Below are 18,988 nucleotides of genomic sequence, written 5' to 3'. Positions count from 1 at the left end.
CTCCGGTTCCTTATGCCATAATCGGCACAAAGAAGGAGAAAAACCAATGAAATATGTCGGAGCACACGTCAGCGCCGCCGGTGGTGTTGATCAGGCAGTTATCCGTGCGCATGAACTGGGCGCCACAGCCTTTGCCCTGTTCACCAAAAATCAGCGCCAGTGGAAAGCTGCCCCCCTGCCGGAAAACGTCATCGCGGCCTTTAAGGCCAACTGCAAAAAATACGGCTACGGCCACGGGCAGATCCTGCCCCACGACAGCTATTTGATTAACCTCGGCCATCCGGAAACGGAAGCACTGGAAAAATCCCGCGAGGCATTTCTTGATGAATTGCAGCGCTGCGAACAGCTCGGGATCGACCGTCTGAATTTCCATCCCGGCAGCCACCTCAATAAGATTGAGGAAAAGGCTTGTCTGGCGCGGATCGCGGAATCCATTAATATTGCGCTGGATAAAACCAGCGGTGTGATTGCCGTGATTGAAAATACCGCCGGACAGGGAAGCAACCTCGGGTTCCGCTTTGAGCAACTGGCCGCCATTATTGAGGGCGTGGAGGATAAATCCCGCGTTGGTGTCTGTATCGATACCTGCCACGCGTTTGCCGCCGGGTATGATCTGCGGACACCGGAAACCTGCAAAGCCACGTTTGCGGATTTTGAAAGCATTGTCGGGTTTGAGTATCTGAAGGGCATGCACCTGAATGATGCAAAAAGTGAGTTCGCCAGCCGCGTTGACCGTCACGATAGTCTCGGTCAGGGTAAAATCGGCAATGCGCCGTTTGAGTTTATTATGAAAGATAAACGGTTCGACGGCATCCCGATGGTACTGGAAACCGTGAATCCGGATATCTGGGCGCAGGAAATTGCCTGGCTGAAATCGCTGGAAAAATAACCCGGGTTATACCACCGGGCTGAGTTTAATTTTTGCCATCATTGCCGCCAGTTCGGCGCGGTCACGGACACCGACACCGGGCTGGCTCACTGCCAGTGCAGACACCGCTGTCGCCATCCGCAGCGTGTGTTCGCTGCTCTGGCTCATCAGCAGGCCGTATACCAGGCCGCCGACCATTGAATCCCCTGCCCCGACGGTGCTCACCACCTCGCAATGCGGCGGCAGTGCACGCCAGGCACCGGAGGCATTCACCCACAGCGCCCCTTCCTGCCCCAGCGAAATCACCACATGGGCAATGCCTTTGTCCCGCAGGGCATGGGCGGCGTTAATCACATCCTTCAGTTCCGGCAGCGGTTTACCCGCCCAGATCTCAAGTTCATGACGGTTGGGCTTCACCAGCCACGGCGTGGCTTTCAGACCGGCCACCAGCGCCTCACGGCTGCTGTCAAAAATAATGCACGGACACAGCTGGCGCAGGCGGCTCATCCAGGTGGTGAACCACGCCGGATCCACACCTTCCGGCAGGCTGCCGCTGACCACCACCATATCGAACTGCCCGAGCCAGGTCAGTGAATCGGCCATAAACTTCTGCCATTCGCTCTCGGTGATACGGAAACCGGAGAAATTCAGATCCGTCACCGAGCCGCTGTTTTCGGTCAGTTTCACGTTGATCCGGGTGCGCCCCGGGATCACATGGAAGCGGTTTGCCAGCCCGTTTTCACTGAAAAAATGCTGAAATTCTTCCTGATTATCTTTCCCCAGAAAGCCGCTGACAGTTACATCCACCCCGAGGTCGCGCAGAACTTTGGCGACATTAATGCCTTTTCCCGCAGGATGTAACCCAACCGTTCTGACACGGTTCACCTCGCCCGGGACAAGGGACGGACACATTCCCACAAGGTCATAGGCCGGATTTAAGGTAATTGTGGCTACTCGACGGGTCATCAGCCGGGTGCTCCCTCTGTTATTTTTGGCTAACGGGTTATAATCATTAGTAATATAATGCAGCATGATACAACAGCTGCTTTTGAATCGTTTCAGTTATAACACAGACAGGCAGATATTCTATGCTCTGAATCATTCATTTTGCAGGAAGATATTGTCAAAAACAGACAGGCTGTCACTCCGGCGCACGGAAGTGTACCATAGCGCCCGCAATCTGATTAAAAAGAAGGAAAAAATAATGTCAGTCGTCGTTGGTACCGGGGTGGTTATTGTCAACAGCAAAGGTGAAGTGCTGCTGGGTAAACGCAGCGGCAAACATGCGCCATACTGGTCCATTTTCGGGGGACATGTTGATCCCGGTGAAACCTTTGAAGCCTGCGCTATCCGTGAAATTCAGGAAGAGATCGGCATTACCCTTACTGACCCGAAGGTTATCGGTCTGTGCAATAACCTGGAAACATACCGGGCGGAAGGCAAGCACACGGTATCAGTCTGCCTGCTGGCACACTATGACAGCGATACGCTGCCGGTGATCCGGGAGCCGGATAAATTTGACGGCATTATCTGGTGCTCTCCGGATAATCTGCCCGAACCGCATTTTGAAGCCAGCCGCAACGCCATTCATCTGTGGCAGACCAATCAGTTTTATCTGACAAAATAATCCGTTACATGCCGCACCTGACTACCGGGGCGGTAATTGCTCATTTATCATTCAATCACACACAATTACGCGGATTTATCAGTTTATCTGCTTTACAACCTTTTTTTGCCGCCGTATCATCAAGCTAGTACACGGAGCTGAGTAACCGGAGGATTTATTTAATGAGCAGCGACGCAATAACACAAACCAAACGCCCTTCCGTCCTGGGCGGTGCCATGATTATCGCCGGTACCGCTGTCGGTGCAGGCATGTTTTCCATCCCTGTAATGACAGCGGGTGTCTGGTTTACCGGCTCCGTTCTGCTGCTGATTTACACCTGGTTTTGTATGTATACCTCCGGGCTGATGATCCTCGAGGCAAACCTCAATTATCCGTCAGGCTCCAGCTTTCACACCATTACCAAAGATCTGCTGGGTAACGGCTGGTCAGTAATTAACGGGCTCTCCATCGCCTTTGTGCTCTATATTCTGACTTATGCATATATCTCGGCCGGTGGTTCGATGTTACAGGAGAACCTGGCAGCACGCGGACTCAATATCACCCCGGCGATGAGCGGGATTTTCTTTGCTGCCGTGGTGGCCGTGATTGTCTGGATTTCCACCAAAGCCGTTGACCGTCTGTGCACCATTTTAATCGGCGGGATGGTGATTGCATTTGTGATGTCCGCAGGCGGCATGATCACGGAAGTGAAAACCGCGGTATTATTTAACACACAGGACCCGGAAGCCCGCTATCTGCCGTATGCACTGGTAGCGCTGCCGTTCCTGCTGACCTCATTCGGCTTCCACGGTAACGTGCCGGGTCTGGTGAAATATTACCGTAATGACGCGAAATCCGTCGTGCGCAGTCTGCTTATCGGCTCCCTGATTTCACTGGTGATCTATATCTTATGGCAGCTGGCCGCCCAGGGTAACGTCCCGCGTGAAAACTTTAAGCAGGTTATCGCGGAAGGCGGCAATATCACCGCGCTGTTAAGCCAGATGAAAGCCGCTATCAACAGTGACACTACGGTGCAGTTACTCAATGCCTTCAGTTATATGGCGCTGGCCAGCTCCTTCCTCGGGGTGTCGCTGGGACTGTTTGACTACATCGCTGACTTCTTTAAGTTTAAGGATAACGGCACCGGACGCCTGAAATCCGCCGTGTTTACCTTTGTTCCGCCGGCGATTCTGGCAGTGCTGTACCCGGACGGGTTCCTGTATGCCATCGGTTATGCCGGGCTGGCAGCAACCATCTGGGCGGTGATTGTCCCGGCGCTGATGGCAAAAGCCACCCGCCGCCGCTTCCCGCAGGCAGCCTACCGTGTGCCGGGCGGCAATGCGATGATCATCTTTATCATTCTGTTCGGGCTTCTCAACGCCGTCACACATATTTTATCCATGATGGATCTCCTGCCGGTTTACCGCTGATTTCACCCGGATATCACACCCGCTGCATTTCTGCAGGCGGGTGTGATAATTTGGGCTTGCACATTGGAAAAACTGCGAGTAATTTTGTCGCCAATCGGCAGGCTTTAAGGCCTGCTTTACTATTGATGTTCATTATGTAACGGGACAAATTATGGCAAAAGCCAATGAAATTAAACGCGGAACCGCAGTGAGCTATAACGGCAAGCTGCTGATGGTCAAAGATATCGATGTCCAGACGCCAAGTGCCCGCGGGGCCAGCACCCTGTATAAAATGCGTTTTACTGATGTCCGTACCGGTCAGAAAGTGGAAGAGCGTTTTAAAGGCGATGATATTATTGAGACCATTACCTTAACCCGCCGCGCTGTTCAGCTCTCTTATGTTGATGGTGATGAGTATGTCTTTATGGATGATGAAGACTTCACGCCGTATCCGATGAAAAAAGATCAGATCGAAGAAGAACTGCTGTTTATTCCCGAGGAAGGTCTGCCGGGTATGCAGGTACTGACAATGGATGGCCAGGTGCTGGCGCTGGAGTTACCGCAGACTGTCGATATGGAAATCGTTGAAACCACCCCGGGCATCAAGGGTGCATCCGCCAGTGCACGGACCAAACCGGCAACCATGCCGACCGGGCTGGTGATTCAGGTGCCTGAATACCTGAGTAACGGTGAAAAAATCCGCATTCATATCGCGGAACGCCGTTATATGGGCCGCGCGGATTAATTCCCGCAGCCGGTAAAAACTGCCTGTTACCGGGTTACCGGTTTTCTGCACATTGCGGAGACCGGCTGACCCGCCGTCCTTTCCCCGTCCCTCAGAAATAATCCACCCGCAGATACGCTTCCCGGCGCTCTTCATTCAGCACCGAGTAAGACGTACGCCCCATTGACTGCGGCAGACGCCCCTGCACAAGTTCACCTTCAGCGATACTGTCCTGCACACTGGCAGGCTCTCCGTTGCGCAGGCAGCGATATTCAAATGACGGCTGACTGTTCTGCGGCTGTTCCGCCGCCGGGACACTGACCTCACAGGCGGCATTCACCACACTGCCGAACAGCAGAATCGTCCCTTCACTGACACCGGCTGCCGCACCCGGTGTGATAACTGACAAGCTTAACAACATACCACTGAAAATAGCCTTAAGATGATTCATCACAGGCACCTCACTGTTGTTTCGTCAGACTGACGACCAGCGTGTTAACGTTACCGCTGTATCTGTTATAACGCGCCGGACACAAAAAAAGAAGAGGAAACAGATATCGTGGTGTGATACGTCACACGATTTTTCCGGTTTCCTCTGAATGCATTAATTGTGATTCTCAGTCTGCATTAAAGATAACTGACAATAACCATCGCTATCAGCTTACTGTCATCCATCCAGTGAAGTTTTGCATCACCCATATTGGCCGGTATCAAATCAGAAACTGACCGGGTATTACGGGTAATAGTCTGGGTATTCAGCCGCTCTTTTTTCATCCCGGAGCGGTAACAGCGGGAACTGATGTCATTGGTCTGAAAGTCCATTGCACAAGGGCCTTCAACAATCGCACCATGAAAAATGATCACACCCGATGCTGTCTGGCCTTTACTTTCAGTTGCCGGAGCAAAACTGCTCATTAATAAGCCTGCAGCAGCGATAAAGAACTGTAGCTTTTTCATAACGTACCTCTTCAGATAAGTATTCACGGAGGCAATCCGTTACCGCCGGGATGAAAAATATTCGCTTATTCCTTATCGACAATAGGTCACTAATCTTTACTGCGCTATAACAAACAGCCGTATTTTTAGTACACCTTCAGCGTTATAATCTGAAATTCCTTATTTTATGATATGCATTCGGCTTTATTAACTACATCACTCTCTTCACTTATGATTATAGACGCCACCACGAAACCAACAACTTTTACATAAAAATAACATGCGTTATTTCCCTTTTTCTGTATAAACCCTTATCCGTATTTCTGTCAGACTATCCGGAACTATTTCCGTAATAATATTTTATTATCATCAGGTTTTGTCATGGCAGTACAACGCATCACACTTCCGCTTTTTATCAGCCTCGCCGGTATCATGCTGTTTCTTTCCTGGTACCTGCCGGTTGATCACGGCTGGTGGGCGCTACCTGACCATGCTGTTTTCCGTTTTTTCAATACCCCGCTCGCCGGTAATCATTCACTGGCTGTATTTATTGCGGTTATTAACAACCGGGCATTTGATCTGGCAGCACTCCTGCTGATGGGACTTATCTATTATGCGGCTTTCCGCAAACAGGACAGCGACGGTAAACGCCGTCTGGTAATGGCAGGTGTGGTGATGGTAATAAGTGCGGTACTGATTAATCAGGCCGGACAGGCAATTCCTTTTAACCGCCTCAGCCCGACACTGGAACTGGACGCTGTTCACCGTGTCAGCGATATCACCGGGATCTTTACAAAAGATGCCTCAAAAAGCAGTTTTCCGGGCGACCACGGGCTGATGCTGATCATTTTTGCCGCCTTTGTCTGGCGTTATGCCGGATTCCGTTATTTTGCGGCAGCAGTTTTGCTGACAATTATATTTTCTTTACCGCGGATAATGGCCGGTGCACACTGGTTCAGCGATATTATGGCCGGTTCGCTGTCACTGGCACTGATCACGGTTCCCTGGATTTTACTGACACCGCTGAGTGATCAGTGTGTAAATTTTCTGGTACGCCATATGCCCCGTTTATCCGATATTACAAAGAAAATTTCACATTAGTTAAACATATTTGACATCACATCCTGATTGTTTCGCTGACAAATTTAAGGTTTTGTAAATAACAGGTTTTTTCCCTCGCCATTTCCGGCACCTTTATGTAGTATCAATCCGTCCGATTATTAGGAATTGATTAATTTCACCGATAATTACGCCTTTACGGATGACTGATTAATTTTTCCTCAGTAATTGTTCATGGATATTAAACGTGCCGTTCCGCACGTTTTTAGAATAAACATATTGTGCACATACACAGATTTAATTAGTGTTGATATGTTTTGTTTTTTAAAGTGACGTTTGTCACATAAGGACTGCAAGGGAAAACTCACACATGGTCACATCTCAACCAATTCTGAGATATATCACCCGGATTGTTCCGGCATTGATTATCGCGGCGACATTGTCAGCATGCAGTACATCTCCAAATTCAGCCCGTCAAGTTCAATCTGAAACCCGTACAAACAGCTTTATCTTGCAAGCGTCTCAGGATGAATTCGAACAGTTAGTTAATAATGTTGATGTTAAATCCAAACTGATGTCTCAGTATGCCAGCTGGAAAGGCGTTGCTTACCGCCTCGGCGGCACCACCCGCTCCGGTATTGATTGCTCCGCATTTGTCCGTCAGACTTTCCTTGACCAGTTCGGTATGGAACTGCCGCGTTCAACCGCAGAGCAGCAGTCTGTCGGCACCAGCGTAAAACGCGCTAAATTACAGGCCGGCGACTTGGTGTTATTTAAAACCGGAAAACGTCAGCGCCATGTCGGTATTTATGTCGGCAATGACAAATTTGTCCATGCATCCACTTCAAACGGTGTTATCGTCTCAAACATGACGGATAAATACTGGAACAACCGTTATTACGACGGACGCCGTTTAATTAAATAATACATTCACTCCCTTGCAGTGTATTATTTAACAAGAAAAAGCTTCCTTTTCAGGAAGCTTTTTTTATGTCTGCATTTTATCAGAATCCGTCACACAGAACGGCAGTGTTACCTGTCAGAACGGGTAACGGGCAGAAATATTCTCCGCAATTGCCGCCCCTGCGGTTTTCAGGGCACACAGTGCGGTACTTTCATCATCACTGTGTAAAAACAGGCACGGCTCCCCTTCCCAGGTCAGGATCAGACTATCAATCTGTAATCCTTCCAGGTGCGACCGGATGGCGCACAGTGCATCGTATGTTGAATGGTGGCCGTGACTCAGTAATTTTAAACCGGTCAGGCTGTCTTCCCTGCTCTGCAAAGATTCCGGTAACGCCTCTAACCGGCGGCCGTCATCATGACCGGCAAGCCGGTAATGCTGTGGCAGGCGGGAAACAACTGAAAGCGCATTACTATTCACACTATTATCCTGTCTTACTGTGCCGGTGAATCATCTGAAATAAATTTTCCGACCCAATCCTTCGGAATTAACGAACATTCTGTGTTCACGGATGATGAAACGCCGGTGATTTACTCCCGATCCGGTAATAAAACACATTGTGCTCTTTCGCCGGATGTTAACATCATCAATCCAATTACCTCTATTTGTATACTGTTTTGTTAATTTTCTCAACTGATTTATTTTATATCATATAGCTTAAATTGAATGAAGAAGGATATAATTCCGCGCTGTAATGACCCGAATACCCGTAAATACGATGAAATATCAGTTAATTATATAATTAAGAGAAAGGCGTACGATATTATACGTTACTTTCTGCCGTGAAACAGAATTCACATTAGTGTAACTTTTCATGACTCAGATCAACCAAATGACGACTGAGTAGTTATCCGGAGTAATCATTCGACTATTACTGATATTCGGGAAATGACCGGCCCGGAGACACCCGGACCGGCAACAGGGAAAGGAAATCAGGCAAAACGCCGTGCGTACAGCACCAGAGAAGCGGCAATCAGAATACAGAGCGCCATCACGCCGACCATCGGCCAGACCGTTGTCATGTTAAATGAAGCTACCACCGCACCGACACCCGCACCGATACCAAACCGCAGCACACCGGCCAGTGATGAGGCGGTACCGGCCATATGCGGATAATCATCCAGAATCACCGCCATGGCATTTGATGTGATCATGGCAATATTCCCCACATAGCAGGCCACACCTATCATCAGCGCCACAAAGCCGAGATCGGCGGATGCGGCCAGTACCAGCCAGCATCCGGCCAGCAACTGCACCACCAGCCCGGTGCGCAGCATATTCAGTGCGCCGAAACGGCGGACATAACGGCTGTTAATGGTGGTCATAATAAACAGGAAAACAATATTCAGCGCGAAGCAGTAACCAAATTCCAGCTCCGTCAGCCCGTAAAGCTGAATGTAAACGAATGACCCGGCGGATAAAAACGAAAACATCCCGGCAAATGAAAAACCGGATGCCACCATATAGCACAGTACCCGCTTCTGGCGGAACAGCGTGACAAACTGGCCGAGCATGATCCGCAGCCGGAACGGCTGACGCCGCTCTTTCGGCAGGGTTTCGCGGATAAAGAACAGCACCAGCAGTGCAGCGATCAGCGCGGCAATCATGATGGTCCAGAAAATCGCGTGCCAGCTGAACCAGAGCATCATCATACCGCCCATGATCGGTGCCAGCAGCGGTGCCACTGTCATTACCAGCACCACAAACGACATACTGCGGGAGAATTCATCTTTGGTGAACATATCGCGCATCAGGGCGTTGATCACCACACTTGCCGCAGCCGCTGCAAAGCCGTGCAGCCCGCGCATCCCGATAAAGGTGCCGATATCCTGAGACATCGCACACCCGGCGGAGGCCAGGGCGAAAATCAGTGTTCCCCCGAGGATCACCGGCTTGCGGCCGAGCGCATCCGCCATCGGACCGTATACCAGTTGCCCGGCGGCGAAACCGATCAGGTAACTGTTGAGTGTCATCTGGACATCGCCCTCAGTGACACCAAAGTCACGGGCGATGGTCGGCATGCTTGGCAGATACATATCGATAGCCAGAGGCATCAGCATCGATAACAGCCCCAGGATAAAAATCAGGCCGAAATGGGCCGAACGTTGCACTTGCACGCCTGTTACTCCGTATTGGATTCAGTAAAAAAGGTGTTCAGAGAACCGACTGAATTTCCTCATCAGTCAGCGGGCGGTATTCCCCCGGCGCCAGGCTGTCATCCAGCACAATGCCGCCGATACGCTCGCGGTGCAGTTCGTCCACATGGTTACCGGCAGCGGCAAACATACGTTTGACCTGGTGATAGCGCCCTTCGGAAATCGTCAGCCGCACATCCTGCGGGGTGATAATCTCGAGTTTTGCCGGTTTGGTCGGGTGCTGTTCGCCGTTAAGTAACACACCCTGCTCAAACAGCGCTGCGGTAGTGTCCGCCACCGGCTCCGCCAGGGTGACGCGGTAGGTTTTCTCGCAATGATGTTTCGGTGAGGTGATACGGTGCGACCACTGCCCGTCGTCAGTCATCAGCACAAGCCCGGTGGTATCAATATCCAGCCGTCCGGCGGCATGCAGTTTATGGGCAACCGGCTCATCGATAAAATAAAGAATAGTCGGGTTAACCGGGTCATCCGTTGAGCAGACATAGCCCTGCGGTTTATTCAGCATAAAGTAGCGCGGCCCGGTGACGTGTGTCATCACATTGCCGTCATACGCCACTTCGTTCTCCGCGCTGACTTTCAGTGCGCCGTTTTTCACGACCGCACCATCCACAGTCACCATCCCCGCACGCAGCTCTCTGGCCACAAGGTTCCGGCTGATACCCATCTGATGGGCAAGAAATTTATCTAATCGCATGAATGTCTCTTAAACCTGACGTGCCCGCAGCATGCTGCAGGCTGATAAGCAGATAAAATGAAAGAATTTTGTTTGATAATAACCACAGTAATCATTATAACAACAAACCGTCAACATCACAGCGCCTTTCTGACGGCGCTTCCGCTGTTTATCCGCCGTCATGCAGTCAATTGTCGCGCCCAAAGTGTGATATGCTGACGCCCTGATTTTGTCTGTTCCGCCGGAGTTTCTGTGACGTTTACCCTGCGACCTTATCAGCAGGAGGCTGTTGATGCCACCCTGCTCTATTTCCGCAAACACACCTCACCTGCGGTGATTGTTCTGCCCACCGGGGCAGGAAAAAGCCTGGTGATCGCCGAACTGGCGCGGCTGGCACACGGCCGTGTGCTGGTGCTGGCGCATGTCAAAGAGCTGGTAGAGCAGAATCACAGTAAATATCAGGCTTACGGGTTAGATGCCGGTATCTATTCCGCCGGATTATCACAAAAAGAGTCTTCACAAAAAGTCATTTTCGGCAGCGTGCAGTCTGTCGCCCGTAATACGGCGGACTTTGACGGCAAATTTTCCCTGCTGATTATTGATGAGTGCCATCGTATCAGCCTCAGCGAAGACAGTCAGTATCAGCAGGTGATACAGCATCTGCAGAAAAATAACCCGGCCCTGCGCATTCTCGGCCTGACAGCCACGCCGTACCGGCTGGGCAGCGGCTGGATCTATCAGTATCACTATCATGGCATGATCCGCGGCGATCATGAATGCTTCTTCCGTGATTGTATTTATGAACTGCCGCTGCGTTATATGGTCAGCCATCAGTATCTGGTGCCGCCGCAGCGGCTGGATATGCCGGTACTGCAATATGATTTCTCACAGGTACCGGTCAGCGCCGCCGGGATGTTTGACACGCAGGTGCTGGCGCGGGAAGTGAAAAAACAAAAGCGGATCACACCGCGTATTGTCCGCCAGATTATTGAGTATGCCGCCCCCGTCAGGGCTGCATGATATTTGCCGCCACTGTGGAACATGCGGCTGAAATTGTATCACTGCTGCCGCCGGGCGAAGCGGCACTGGTCAGTGCGGATACCCCGTCAGCGGAGCGGGAAACGATTATCCGGAATTTCAAGGCGCGGGAGCTGCATTATCTGGTCAACGTTTCCGTGCTCACCACCGGGTTTGATGCCCCGCATGTGGATGTGATTGCCATTCTGCGCCCGACAGAGTCAGTCAGCCTCTACCAGCAAATCGCCGGCCGCGGGCTGCGCCTGTCTCCCGGAAAAACGGAGTGTCTGATCCTCGATTACGCCGGAAACCCGCATGACCTTTATATGCCGGAAGTCGGCAATCACAAACCGAACAGCAAAAGCCAGCCGGTGCAGGTATTCTGCCCGTTGTGCGGCTTTGCTAATCTGTTCTGGGGATTATGTACCGACGACGGGCATATCATCGAGCACTATGGCCGCCGCTGTCAGGGAATTATTGATGCGGATGATGAATCCGCCCGTCATCAGTGCGATTTCCGTTTCCGCTTTAAACTCTGCCCGTCCTGTAACGGGGAAAATGATATTGCCGCACGGCGCTGCTGCCACTGTGATGAAATCCTCAGTGACCCGGACGACTTGCTGAAAGCCGCACTGCGCCTGAAAGATGCCCTGGTGCTGCGCTGCGGCGGTATGGCGCTTTCTGCCGGACAGGATAACCGCGGTGAATGGCTGACCATAAACTATTACGATGAAGACGGCACCACTGTCAGCGAACGTTTCCGCCTGACCACCCCGGCACAGCGTTTTGTCTTTGAAAAACAGTTTCTGGCACAGCATCTGCGCGCACCCGGTGTGCCCTTTCAGTGGCAGGATGCAGAATCCGTGATCCGTCAGCAGGTGCTGCTGCGTTACCCGGATTTTGTTGTCTCACGCAAAAAAGAGAACTACTGGCAAATCCGCGAAAAAATCTTTGATTATCAGGGGCGATTCCGCAAATCTGACAGTCTGGCATAACCCTGAGTGCTGCTTTTTTGGTTTTATACCGGGTTTCGTTTGCCGTTTGTCCGCATTTTCGGTAAAATGCACGCCGCTTCACCACGGGTAACCCTGCTGAAGCCAAATACCGACTTTGCTGCTGGGTCGCCTGTAGCAAAGATTTTTTTTTACTCTTGTTAAAGAGAAAAGTTATGTTAACTATCAATGCTGAATTACGTAAAGAGCAGGGTAAGGGTGCGAGCCGCCGCCTGCGTCGCGCAAACAAGTTCCCTGCTATCGTTTATGGTGGCAACCAGGAACCTGTTTCCATCGAACTGGACCACGACGTCCTGATCAACCAGGAAGCTAAACCAGAATTTTACGAAGTTCTGAACCTGGTTATCGATGGTAAAGAAACCAAAGTGAAAGTACAGGCTGTACAGCGTCATCCGTTCAAGCCAAAACTGACACACATCGATTTCCTGCGCGCTTAATTACGCCACCTATCGAGCTTTAATCGGGACGCCGAGTAAATAACGCCGCTTTTGCGGCGTTATTTATTTCTGCTCTCACTATCCTTTATTACCACGGCGCTGTAACTGATCCCGCAGATTCGGCGGTGTCCCTTTAATCGTCAGAGTATCCGTGGCCGCATCCCAGAAAATCCGCTCCCCCAGTAACATCGCATCAAAATTAATGGTCAGCCCGCCGCCGCTGCCGGCAAATTTTGTCAGCTGACGTAATGTGCTGCGATCGGCCGGGAACGAATCCTCCAGTCCGTACTCTTTTTGCTGAGTAAACTGCGCAAAACTCTGCTCACCCAGCGGCGGCAGTTCCGCAGACAGCTCTGTCAGCTGAATCTCTTCACCGCTCTGTAATTGCTCCGTGCAGTAATCAAACACCTGTTTGCGGTAAGACTGGCGCTCCTGTTTGTCCGCCTGTGCCTCCTCGCAGTAATCGTCCAGTGCCTGTAACAGGCCTTTGTTCTGGATTTTGGCATTAAAGCCTTCAGCGGCACCGAGGAAATCCATAAAGAAATCGGAAACTTTGCGCCCGACACGGCCTTTGAGGAAGGTCAGGTAACGGCTGGATTCCGGATTGGTTTCCCATTCGGTCAGGTCAATACGGGCGATAATATCCGCATGCGGAATATCCAGATAATGGGTGCTGTTAAGCTCCAGGCTCTCGTTGACCAGCATGCTCTGGCAGCTGTCGAGTACCGCCACCAGCAGATACTCCACCGCCAGATAGCGGTAATGGGCAAATAACACCACGCCGCCCTGGGCAAACGGGTATTTTGCCAGCTCATCCTTCAGGCGGACGGTTGCCGCACGGGTAAAAGCGTGAAACTCTTCCTCGCCCTGCCGCTGCAGACGCAGCGCCTCTGACAGCTCACTCTCTTCATTAAACACACCGTACGCTTTGCTTTTCGCGCTGTAGACCCGGTGCAGCTCAGCCATCATTTCCTCAACAATGGCGGTTTTTTCCAGTGGTGTGTCCCGCAGCACTACTTCCAGTGTCTGTTCATCGCGTTTAATCAATTGATGCAACGCAATCTGAATGATATCCAGACTCATCTTTTACTCCTTCGGCCTCGTTTGCGCGTATTCAAACACCGTTGTAATCTGTGCGCAAGTCACAATCACAGGAGAATGCGACAAGACAGGATAATCAGCGGCGTGCATACTGAAAATGGCGTATTCCCTGCGTAACCGGATCCATAATTGAAATAATTTTCCGCAAAAAGCAGAAATACGGCCGCTCATCAGTTATGATATAGAGCTTTGTACAATCAGGATATCTACGTTTATGCCGCAATCATCCCGCTACAGTGATGAACACGTTGAAAAGTTACTGGCTGAGCTGGTCAGTGTGCTGGAAAAAAACCGGACACCGACCGACCTTTCTCTTATGGTGTTAGGAAATATGGTGACCAATCTCATCAATACCAGTGTTGCGCCGTCACAACGCGCTCATATTGCTGAATCCTTCGCCCGCGCCCTGCAATCTTCCGTCAGTGAAGATAAAGCGCACTGACCGCATTCCGGCTGACGACGAAATTCTATGGTAACGTATCGTCCGAAATACGGTGACAAAGTTTCCCAGATGATTAGCTGGGGACACTGGTTCACCCTGTTTAATATCCTGCTGAGTCTTGCACTCAGCAGCCGTTACCTGTTTATTTCTGACTGGCCGGACACGCTGATTGGCCGCATTTACGCCATCACCAGCTGGCTGGGACATTTCAGTTTCCTGGCATTCGCCCTCTATCTGCTGATTGTGTTCCCGCTCACCTTTGTGGTGATGTCACAACGGCTTCTGCGCTTTTTATCCGCTGCCCTCGGTACGGCCGGGCTGACACTGCTGCTGTTTGATATCGGCATCTATGAACAGTTCCGCCTGCATTTAAATCCGGTGGTGTGGGATTTAGTCGTGAACCCTGAACAGGGGGAAATGGCGCGGCGCTGGCAGTTTATCTTTATTGCGATCCCGGTTATCTTCCTGATCGAAATGCTGTTCGGCACCTGGAGCTGGCAAAAACTGCGCAGCCTGAACCGGCAAAAATTCGGTAAACCTGTTGCGGTGGTATTTATCACCGCCTTTATTACCTCTCATATTATGTATATCTGGGCGGATGCCAATTTCTACCGCCCGGTGACGATGCAGCGCTATAACCTGCCGGTCTCTTACCCGATGACCGCCCGCAAATTCCTGGAGCGTCACGGCCTGCTCGACAGCACCAGTTATGAGCAGCAACTGCTTCTGCACGGCGACCCGACCGCCCAGGGTGTTGAGTACCCGATCAACAAACTGACCTATGCAGACAATGGCAGCGGCTACAATTTGCTGCTTATCACCCTCACCTCACTGAGCCGGGAAGATATTGATAAGGCAATGCCGAACCTGAACCGGTTTGCAGAGGAAAGCACGCAATTCACACAGCACTACAGCAGTGAAATTAATCCGGAACGGGCACAGTTCGGGCTCTATTACGGCATCTCAGGTACCTATTATGACGGTATTCTCAACGGACGCATTCCGTCCGCACTGATGACGGCGCTGAGTGCACAGAATTATCAGTCAGGGTTCTTCTCCACAGAACACTTTGCCTCCCCGCTCTTCCGCTATGCCCTGCTGGCGGATTACAGCCTGCCGCCGCTGCGTGACGGACAGGACAATAACAGAACAGCTACCGCCTCTGCGGATGTGGCAGATCGCTGGTCACTCTGGCTGAAACAGACCCGCAAAGATCAGCCGTGGTTTGCACTAATTAACCTCAGCACACCATTACCGGATGGTCATTCCGCCCCGGATATGACAGATATTGATAACACGCTGGGCACACTGATTCAGGATATCCGTGCGCGCGGTGAGTGGGATAAAACAGTGATTGTCATCACCGCCGGTGCTGGTCACAGCATGACCAAATTACAGGATAACTGGGTCACCGACGGCAAATTTAACCGCGACCAGTTACGCGTGCCGTTGATTATTCACTGGCCGGATACCCCGGCACAAACCATCAGCAAACTGACCGCACATCCGGATATTATGGCTACCCTGATGCAGAGACTGCTGCACGTCAGCAATCCGCCGGGAGAATACACTCAGGGTGATGATCTGTTCACTACCACGCGGCGTAAACCTCGGATATTCACCGGCGATAACAGCAATCTGGTCATTATCAAGCCGGATTCCGCATCACTGCTGACCGCTCAGGGTAAATACCAGCGCTTTGATGAGAATAATGAGAAGATCCGCAACGCCAAGCCGGATATGGCGGAATTACTCCAGGTTCTGACAGAGCAGAAACGCTTTATCGATACCCACTGAGCCCGGGATAAAAAAAGCGCAACTGATACAGTAGCGTCTTGCTTTAACCAAACAAAACAGTAGTATAGATAACATTCGGCATGTAGCGCAGCCTGGTAGCGCACCGTCATGGGGTGTCGGGGGTCGCAGGTTCAAATCCTGTCATGCCGACCAGCATTTATATAAGAAAACCAACCCGTTATGGTTGGTTTTTTTGTGCCTGTCAAAATGCCGATGGTAAAATAATGGTAAAACTATGGTAAAACCACCGACAAAAATCCTGCATTCACTCAATACGTTTATTCGATGTTGAGCCATGTTTTAAACAGCTAGCACAGTTACGCACACTCTATATAAATCAATAAGTAATCAGATCTCTAAAAATCACACATCCGCACATTTGTGCACACTTATGACAACTCTTTGCCCCACCGGTGCCCCAAAGATCAAAGTCAGTCTTGACAGCATTATTCTGCCCCGTTAATTTATACTGTATATATAACCAGTTAATTAAGAGGTGATCGCATGCTCCGTATTGATGTTATTTTCAGCAGAAGCCAAAAAGAGATGATGCCGCCTGGCACATTTGAGGCGTTGGAAAAGGAAATAGACCGAAAGCTACGGGCTCAGTATCCGGATATGAACGTTCGTATTGCGTGGGGAACCAATGCGGCAATGTCAGTAACCGGCGGGAAAAATGATAAAGATAATAAAAAAATAAAAGAGATAGTGCAGGAGATTTTTGAGGATGGCAGTTGGGTGCCTGAAACGGCAGACGCTTCCGATGATGCAGAATATTTTGATAAATAACACTATTGCATTCATATTTCGTTACACATTTCAGAAAAGGAGATTATAATAAATAAAATTATCTATCTGATCTCTATAACAATGACGAATACAAAAAACAGCGTGGACATCAACATAGGTTGTAAAATTAAAGACGCGCGAATATCTGCCGGAATGTCCGGGAATGACCTTGCCATAAAGATTGGTGTCTCACAGCAACAGGTATCACGTTATGAATCCGGGCAAACGCCAATGACCATAAACACGGTTATAATGATTGCTCATGTGCTTAATGTCTCTGTAAATGAGTTACTGAGTGATTACCTTTCCTCAGAGTACAGTGACATCATGCTTTTAATGAGCAATCGTAATACAGAAAAATAGTCACACCGGACGTCCACCAGCGCGGCTTTGTTTTATTGATCTGAGTCTACGCCCTGCTCTGCAGCTTCCTGCGCTTCACGTTCTGCCTGCTCACGTTCTATCTGTTCGGCCAGTTCACGCTGTTTCACATTCCACACTGAGCCCTGCGGCATTTCAACACGCACATCGAGGCGGGTGGATTCCGGCAGGTCACACGGTTCGCCGTCCTGATAGAAAACGCGCTCACCTTCCGAGGTGATGTCTTTCAGCCGCCAGTTCTGGAAACGTTCCGGTAAATGCGCATGCTGACGATGACAGGTTTCGATGATGATACTGCCGTCTTTCTGTACGCGGTCATCGACATAAACCAGCTCAAGGCCGTTATTGTCTTTCGGTACCGAAATACCACCGTTTACGCCCCATGCGCCATCTGAATTATAACCCAGGATACCGGTAATGTGATACTGGCCGGTGCCGGTACGGCGGACTTCCGCGCCTTCGGATTCGTCGTTGGTTTCATAATAGCCATCAGGGTAAATCTGAACGATTGGCGACGATTTTTTATAATATCCACTGCCGTCTACGATATACATATTGGATGTCAACACCCTTACCGATTCCCATGCAGAACCAGTATACCGATGTATCGCCATGTGCGTCGCACCGTAGTTGGGAAGGACTATCCTTTGTCCAATATCTCCGGAATACCTGGTGGTTATAACGCTTCCAAATCTGTCTCCTATGACAGAAGGGGGATTTTGACTGTTCTGGTCAAATCTATACATACCATTAGGCAAATTGGTGTTAGTGAAATTTGTCATATACGGAGGATAGTCCGCGTATACTGACCCCCATCCGGTTGCCTGCTGAATCCAGGAGCGAGTCGCAACTACGCCGGTGTCATATGGTATCGTCACAATGTGCTGGTTTTCGCCGTTAGCCTGCCGATACACAATGCTAAGCATTGATGCTGTACCCGCATGAGGATTTGTTTCCAGTCGCACATAGCGGCCATCGGTCTTTACTAAATCCAGTCCGGTATATTCTCCGTCACTAAAGCAGCGGGTGGAGCCATCCGAAATCAACGCAAAACGATATCTGTCTGTCACGGTGTCTTTAAAACCCACTGTTCCCCCGTTTTCCAGCTGAACAACGTTCCTTTTGTTTGGACTTTGTACGCGGGTAACAGCGGAATTCGGTTTATACAGCATCTCCCCGACCCATTCCCTCGAAGCCAGCCCTTTTACATCCTCCAGTGTCACCTTCTGCCCGTTCGGCAACTCAATTTCCACCTGGCCGGTGTCTGTCATCCACTGCTGCATTGCCTGGAGAAAGTAAACGATATAGCCCTGATTGGCTGACATAGTGCGTGCCGCATCCGAAATGGTATCCGGTACCGTGGTAGCGATGGAGTATTTCGCGCCGCTGAGTGTTACCGGGGCATTGAATGACAACACCAGCTCGGTATCACTGTTTACCGCACGGATCATCATGCTGACCGGTGCTGTGCCGTTCTCGATACTGATGAGCTGGCCGGGTGCCACACCGTGAATATTCTTTTTCCACTGTGTACCGGTGCCGGTTACGATCGGTGAACCGGCTTTAATGGCTATGGTGCCGTCTGTGTAAATCATGGGGTTTCCTTAAATTTCAGA

The 18,988-nt window shown here is 50.5% G+C and carries 19 protein-coding genes, 1 tRNA gene and 1 pseudogene; 13 read left to right on the top strand and 8 right to left on the bottom strand.

From position 1 onward, the window contains the following. Positions 1-46: 46 nt before the first annotated feature. Entirely contained in the window at positions 47-889 is an 843-nt protein-coding gene (gene nfo, locus JL661_RS06200; RefSeq protein WP_004238040.1) for a deoxyribonuclease IV, read from the top strand. Positions 890-895: 6 nt separating this feature from the next. On the opposite strand, the gene fruK is transcribed toward nfo, so the two are convergent. Then, entirely contained in the window at positions 896-1,834 is a 939-nt protein-coding gene (gene fruK / locus JL661_RS06195; protein WP_036418649.1) for a 1-phosphofructokinase, read from the bottom strand. Positions 1,835-2,072: 238 nt separating this feature from the next. Here fruK and JL661_RS06190 point away from each other — a divergent pair, with 238 nt between their 5' ends. The 3 genes from JL661_RS06190 (at position 2,073) to yeiP (ending at position 4,628) form a co-directional block, all read left to right on the top strand. Then, on the top strand, positions 2,073-2,495 hold the full coding sequence (locus JL661_RS06190; RefSeq protein ID WP_004238038.1) for a nucleotide triphosphate diphosphatase NUDT15: 423 nt from the start codon (positions 2,073-2,075) through the stop codon (positions 2,493-2,495). A 161-nt stretch (positions 2,496-2,656) separates the two neighbouring features. Further along, the gene (gene mtr / locus JL661_RS06185; RefSeq protein ID WP_004238037.1) at positions 2,657-3,904 is read left to right on the top strand and encodes a tryptophan permease; all 1,248 of its coding nucleotides are present in this window, start codon (positions 2,657-2,659) and stop codon (positions 3,902-3,904) included. A 151-nt stretch (positions 3,905-4,055) separates the two neighbouring features. After that, complete coding sequence (yeiP, locus tag JL661_RS06180; protein ID WP_004238035.1) at positions 4,056-4,628, top strand: elongation factor P-like protein YeiP; 573 nt, start codon at positions 4,056-4,058, stop codon at positions 4,626-4,628. A gap of 91 nt (positions 4,629-4,719) precedes the next feature. Here yeiP and JL661_RS06175 read toward each other — a convergent pair whose 3' ends face one another. After that, positions 4,720-5,058 carry a type 1 fimbrial protein gene (locus tag JL661_RS06175; protein ID WP_062771363.1) on the bottom strand — a complete coding sequence of 113 codons (339 nt, stop codon included), beginning with the start codon at positions 5,056-5,058 and terminating at the stop codon, positions 4,720-4,722. 176 nt (positions 5,059-5,234) lie between these two features. After that, positions 5,235-5,564 (bottom strand): type 1 fimbrial protein, encoded by a 330-nt coding sequence (locus tag JL661_RS06170; RefSeq protein ID WP_004238032.1) that lies wholly within the window; start codon positions 5,562-5,564, stop codon positions 5,235-5,237. A 360-nt stretch (positions 5,565-5,924) separates the two neighbouring features. On the opposite strand from JL661_RS06170, the gene JL661_RS06165 reads away from it, so the two are divergent. After that, positions 5,925-6,644 carry a phosphatase PAP2 family protein gene (locus JL661_RS06165; RefSeq protein WP_004238031.1) on the top strand — a complete coding sequence of 240 codons (720 nt, stop codon included), beginning with the start codon at positions 5,925-5,927 and terminating at the stop codon, positions 6,642-6,644. A gap of 328 nt (positions 6,645-6,972) precedes the next feature. Next, a complete protein-coding gene (gene mepS / locus JL661_RS06160) occupies positions 6,973-7,527 on the top strand; it encodes a bifunctional murein DD-endopeptidase/murein LD-carboxypeptidase (protein ID WP_004240669.1) in 555 nt (184 codons plus the stop codon). 114 nt (positions 7,528-7,641) lie between these two features. Here the strand turns inward: mepS and JL661_RS06155 are convergent, their stop codons facing one another. From JL661_RS06155 to rsuA, 3 genes are all read right to left on the bottom strand, one after another. Beyond that, positions 7,642-7,986, bottom strand: coding sequence for a YejG family protein (locus JL661_RS06155; RefSeq protein ID WP_036418621.1), 345 nt, complete (start codon positions 7,984-7,986; stop codon positions 7,642-7,644). A gap of 512 nt (positions 7,987-8,498) precedes the next feature. Next, positions 8,499-9,683, bottom strand: coding sequence for a Bcr/CflA family multidrug efflux MFS transporter (locus tag JL661_RS06150; protein WP_062771362.1), 1,185 nt, complete (start codon positions 9,681-9,683; stop codon positions 8,499-8,501). A 37-nt stretch (positions 9,684-9,720) separates the two neighbouring features. Further along, positions 9,721-10,416: a 16S rRNA pseudouridine(516) synthase RsuA gene (gene rsuA / locus JL661_RS06145; protein ID WP_062771360.1), complete on the bottom strand. Its 696-nt coding sequence runs from the start codon at positions 10,414-10,416 to the stop codon at positions 9,721-9,723. Between the two features lie 231 nt (positions 10,417-10,647). Here rsuA and radD point away from each other — a divergent pair. Then, a pseudogene (gene radD / locus JL661_RS06140) lies at positions 10,648-12,407 on the top strand (DNA repair helicase RadD). Between the two features lie 173 nt (positions 12,408-12,580). Further along, entirely contained in the window at positions 12,581-12,862 is a 282-nt protein-coding gene (gene rplY / locus JL661_RS06135) for a 50S ribosomal protein L25 (protein WP_004238022.1), read from the top strand. A gap of 78 nt (positions 12,863-12,940) precedes the next feature. On the opposite strand, the gene yejK is transcribed toward rplY, so the two are convergent. Next, positions 12,941-13,945: a nucleoid-associated protein YejK gene (gene yejK, locus JL661_RS06130; protein ID WP_062771358.1), complete on the bottom strand. Its 1,005-nt coding sequence runs from the start codon at positions 13,943-13,945 to the stop codon at positions 12,941-12,943. Between the two features lie 232 nt (positions 13,946-14,177). On the opposite strand from yejK, the gene JL661_RS06125 reads away from it, so the two are divergent. The 5 genes from JL661_RS06125 (at position 14,178) to JL661_RS18650 (ending at position 17,354) form a co-directional block, all read left to right on the top strand. Next, positions 14,178-14,405, top strand: coding sequence for a YejL family protein (locus JL661_RS06125; protein WP_004238019.1), 228 nt, complete (start codon positions 14,178-14,180; stop codon positions 14,403-14,405). Between the two features lie 27 nt (positions 14,406-14,432). Continuing rightward, positions 14,433-16,202 carry an LPS biosynthesis-modulating metalloenzyme YejM gene (yejM, locus tag JL661_RS06120; protein ID WP_036418618.1) on the top strand — a complete coding sequence of 590 codons (1,770 nt, stop codon included), beginning with the start codon at positions 14,433-14,435 and terminating at the stop codon, positions 16,200-16,202. A gap of 76 nt (positions 16,203-16,278) precedes the next feature. After that, positions 16,279-16,355: transfer RNA gene (locus JL661_RS06115), tRNA-Pro, on the top strand. 351 nt (positions 16,356-16,706) lie between these two features. After that, a complete protein-coding gene (locus tag JL661_RS06110; RefSeq protein ID WP_062771357.1) occupies positions 16,707-16,991 on the top strand; it encodes a DinI-like family protein in 285 nt (94 codons plus the stop codon). An 81-nt stretch (positions 16,992-17,072) separates the two neighbouring features. Then, a complete protein-coding gene (locus JL661_RS18650; protein ID WP_051456193.1) occupies positions 17,073-17,354 on the top strand; it encodes a helix-turn-helix domain-containing protein in 282 nt (93 codons plus the stop codon). Between the two features lie 32 nt (positions 17,355-17,386). Here JL661_RS18650 and JL661_RS18320 read toward each other — a convergent pair whose 3' ends face one another. Then, a complete protein-coding gene (locus JL661_RS18320) occupies positions 17,387-18,967 on the bottom strand; it encodes a phage tail fiber protein (RefSeq protein ID WP_062771355.1) in 1,581 nt (526 codons plus the stop codon). Positions 18,968-18,988 lie beyond the last annotated feature (21 nt).

The sequence above is a fragment of the Morganella morganii genome (assembly GCF_019243775.1).
Classification (GTDB): Bacteria; Pseudomonadota; Gammaproteobacteria; order Enterobacterales; family Enterobacteriaceae; genus Morganella; species Morganella morganii.
Note: the sequence above shows the minus strand (reverse complement) of the source record. Positions and strands in the feature narration are given on the sequence as shown.

Coding starts and splice junctions, on each gene's coding strand:
- nfo (WP_004238040.1), top strand. CDS start 47: ATGAAATATGTCGGAGCACACGTCAGCGCCGCCGGTGGTGTTGATCAG.
- JL661_RS06165 (WP_004238031.1), top strand. CDS start 5,925: ATGGCAGTACAACGCATCACACTTCCGCTTTTTATCAGCCTCGCCGGT.
- JL661_RS06175 (WP_062771363.1), bottom strand. CDS start 5,058: ATGAATCATCTTAAGGCTATTTTCAGTGGTATGTTGTTAAGCTTGTCA.
- mepS (WP_004240669.1), top strand. CDS start 6,973: ATGGTCACATCTCAACCAATTCTGAGATATATCACCCGGATTGTTCCG.
- JL661_RS06125 (WP_004238019.1), top strand. CDS start 14,178: ATGCCGCAATCATCCCGCTACAGTGATGAACACGTTGAAAAGTTACTG.
- JL661_RS06190 (WP_004238038.1), top strand. CDS start 2,073: ATGTCAGTCGTCGTTGGTACCGGGGTGGTTATTGTCAACAGCAAAGGT.
- JL661_RS06170 (WP_004238032.1), bottom strand. CDS start 5,564: ATGAAAAAGCTACAGTTCTTTATCGCTGCTGCAGGCTTATTAATGAGC.
- yejK (WP_062771358.1), bottom strand. CDS start 13,945: ATGAGTCTGGATATCATTCAGATTGCGTTGCATCAATTGATTAAACGC.
- fruK (WP_036418649.1), bottom strand. CDS start 1,834: ATGACCCGTCGAGTAGCCACAATTACCTTAAATCCGGCCTATGACCTT.
- JL661_RS18320 (WP_062771355.1), bottom strand. CDS start 18,967: ATGATTTACACAGACGGCACCATAGCCATTAAAGCCGGTTCACCGATC.
- JL661_RS18650 (WP_051456193.1), top strand. CDS start 17,073: ATGACGAATACAAAAAACAGCGTGGACATCAACATAGGTTGTAAAATT.
- rsuA (WP_062771360.1), bottom strand. CDS start 10,416: ATGCGATTAGATAAATTTCTTGCCCATCAGATGGGTATCAGCCGGAAC.
- yeiP (WP_004238035.1), top strand. CDS start 4,056: ATGGCAAAAGCCAATGAAATTAAACGCGGAACCGCAGTGAGCTATAAC.
- rplY (WP_004238022.1), top strand. CDS start 12,581: ATGTTAACTATCAATGCTGAATTACGTAAAGAGCAGGGTAAGGGTGCG.
- mtr (WP_004238037.1), top strand. CDS start 2,657: ATGAGCAGCGACGCAATAACACAAACCAAACGCCCTTCCGTCCTGGGC.
- JL661_RS06110 (WP_062771357.1), top strand. CDS start 16,707: ATGCTCCGTATTGATGTTATTTTCAGCAGAAGCCAAAAAGAGATGATG.
- yejM (WP_036418618.1), top strand. CDS start 14,433: ATGGTAACGTATCGTCCGAAATACGGTGACAAAGTTTCCCAGATGATT.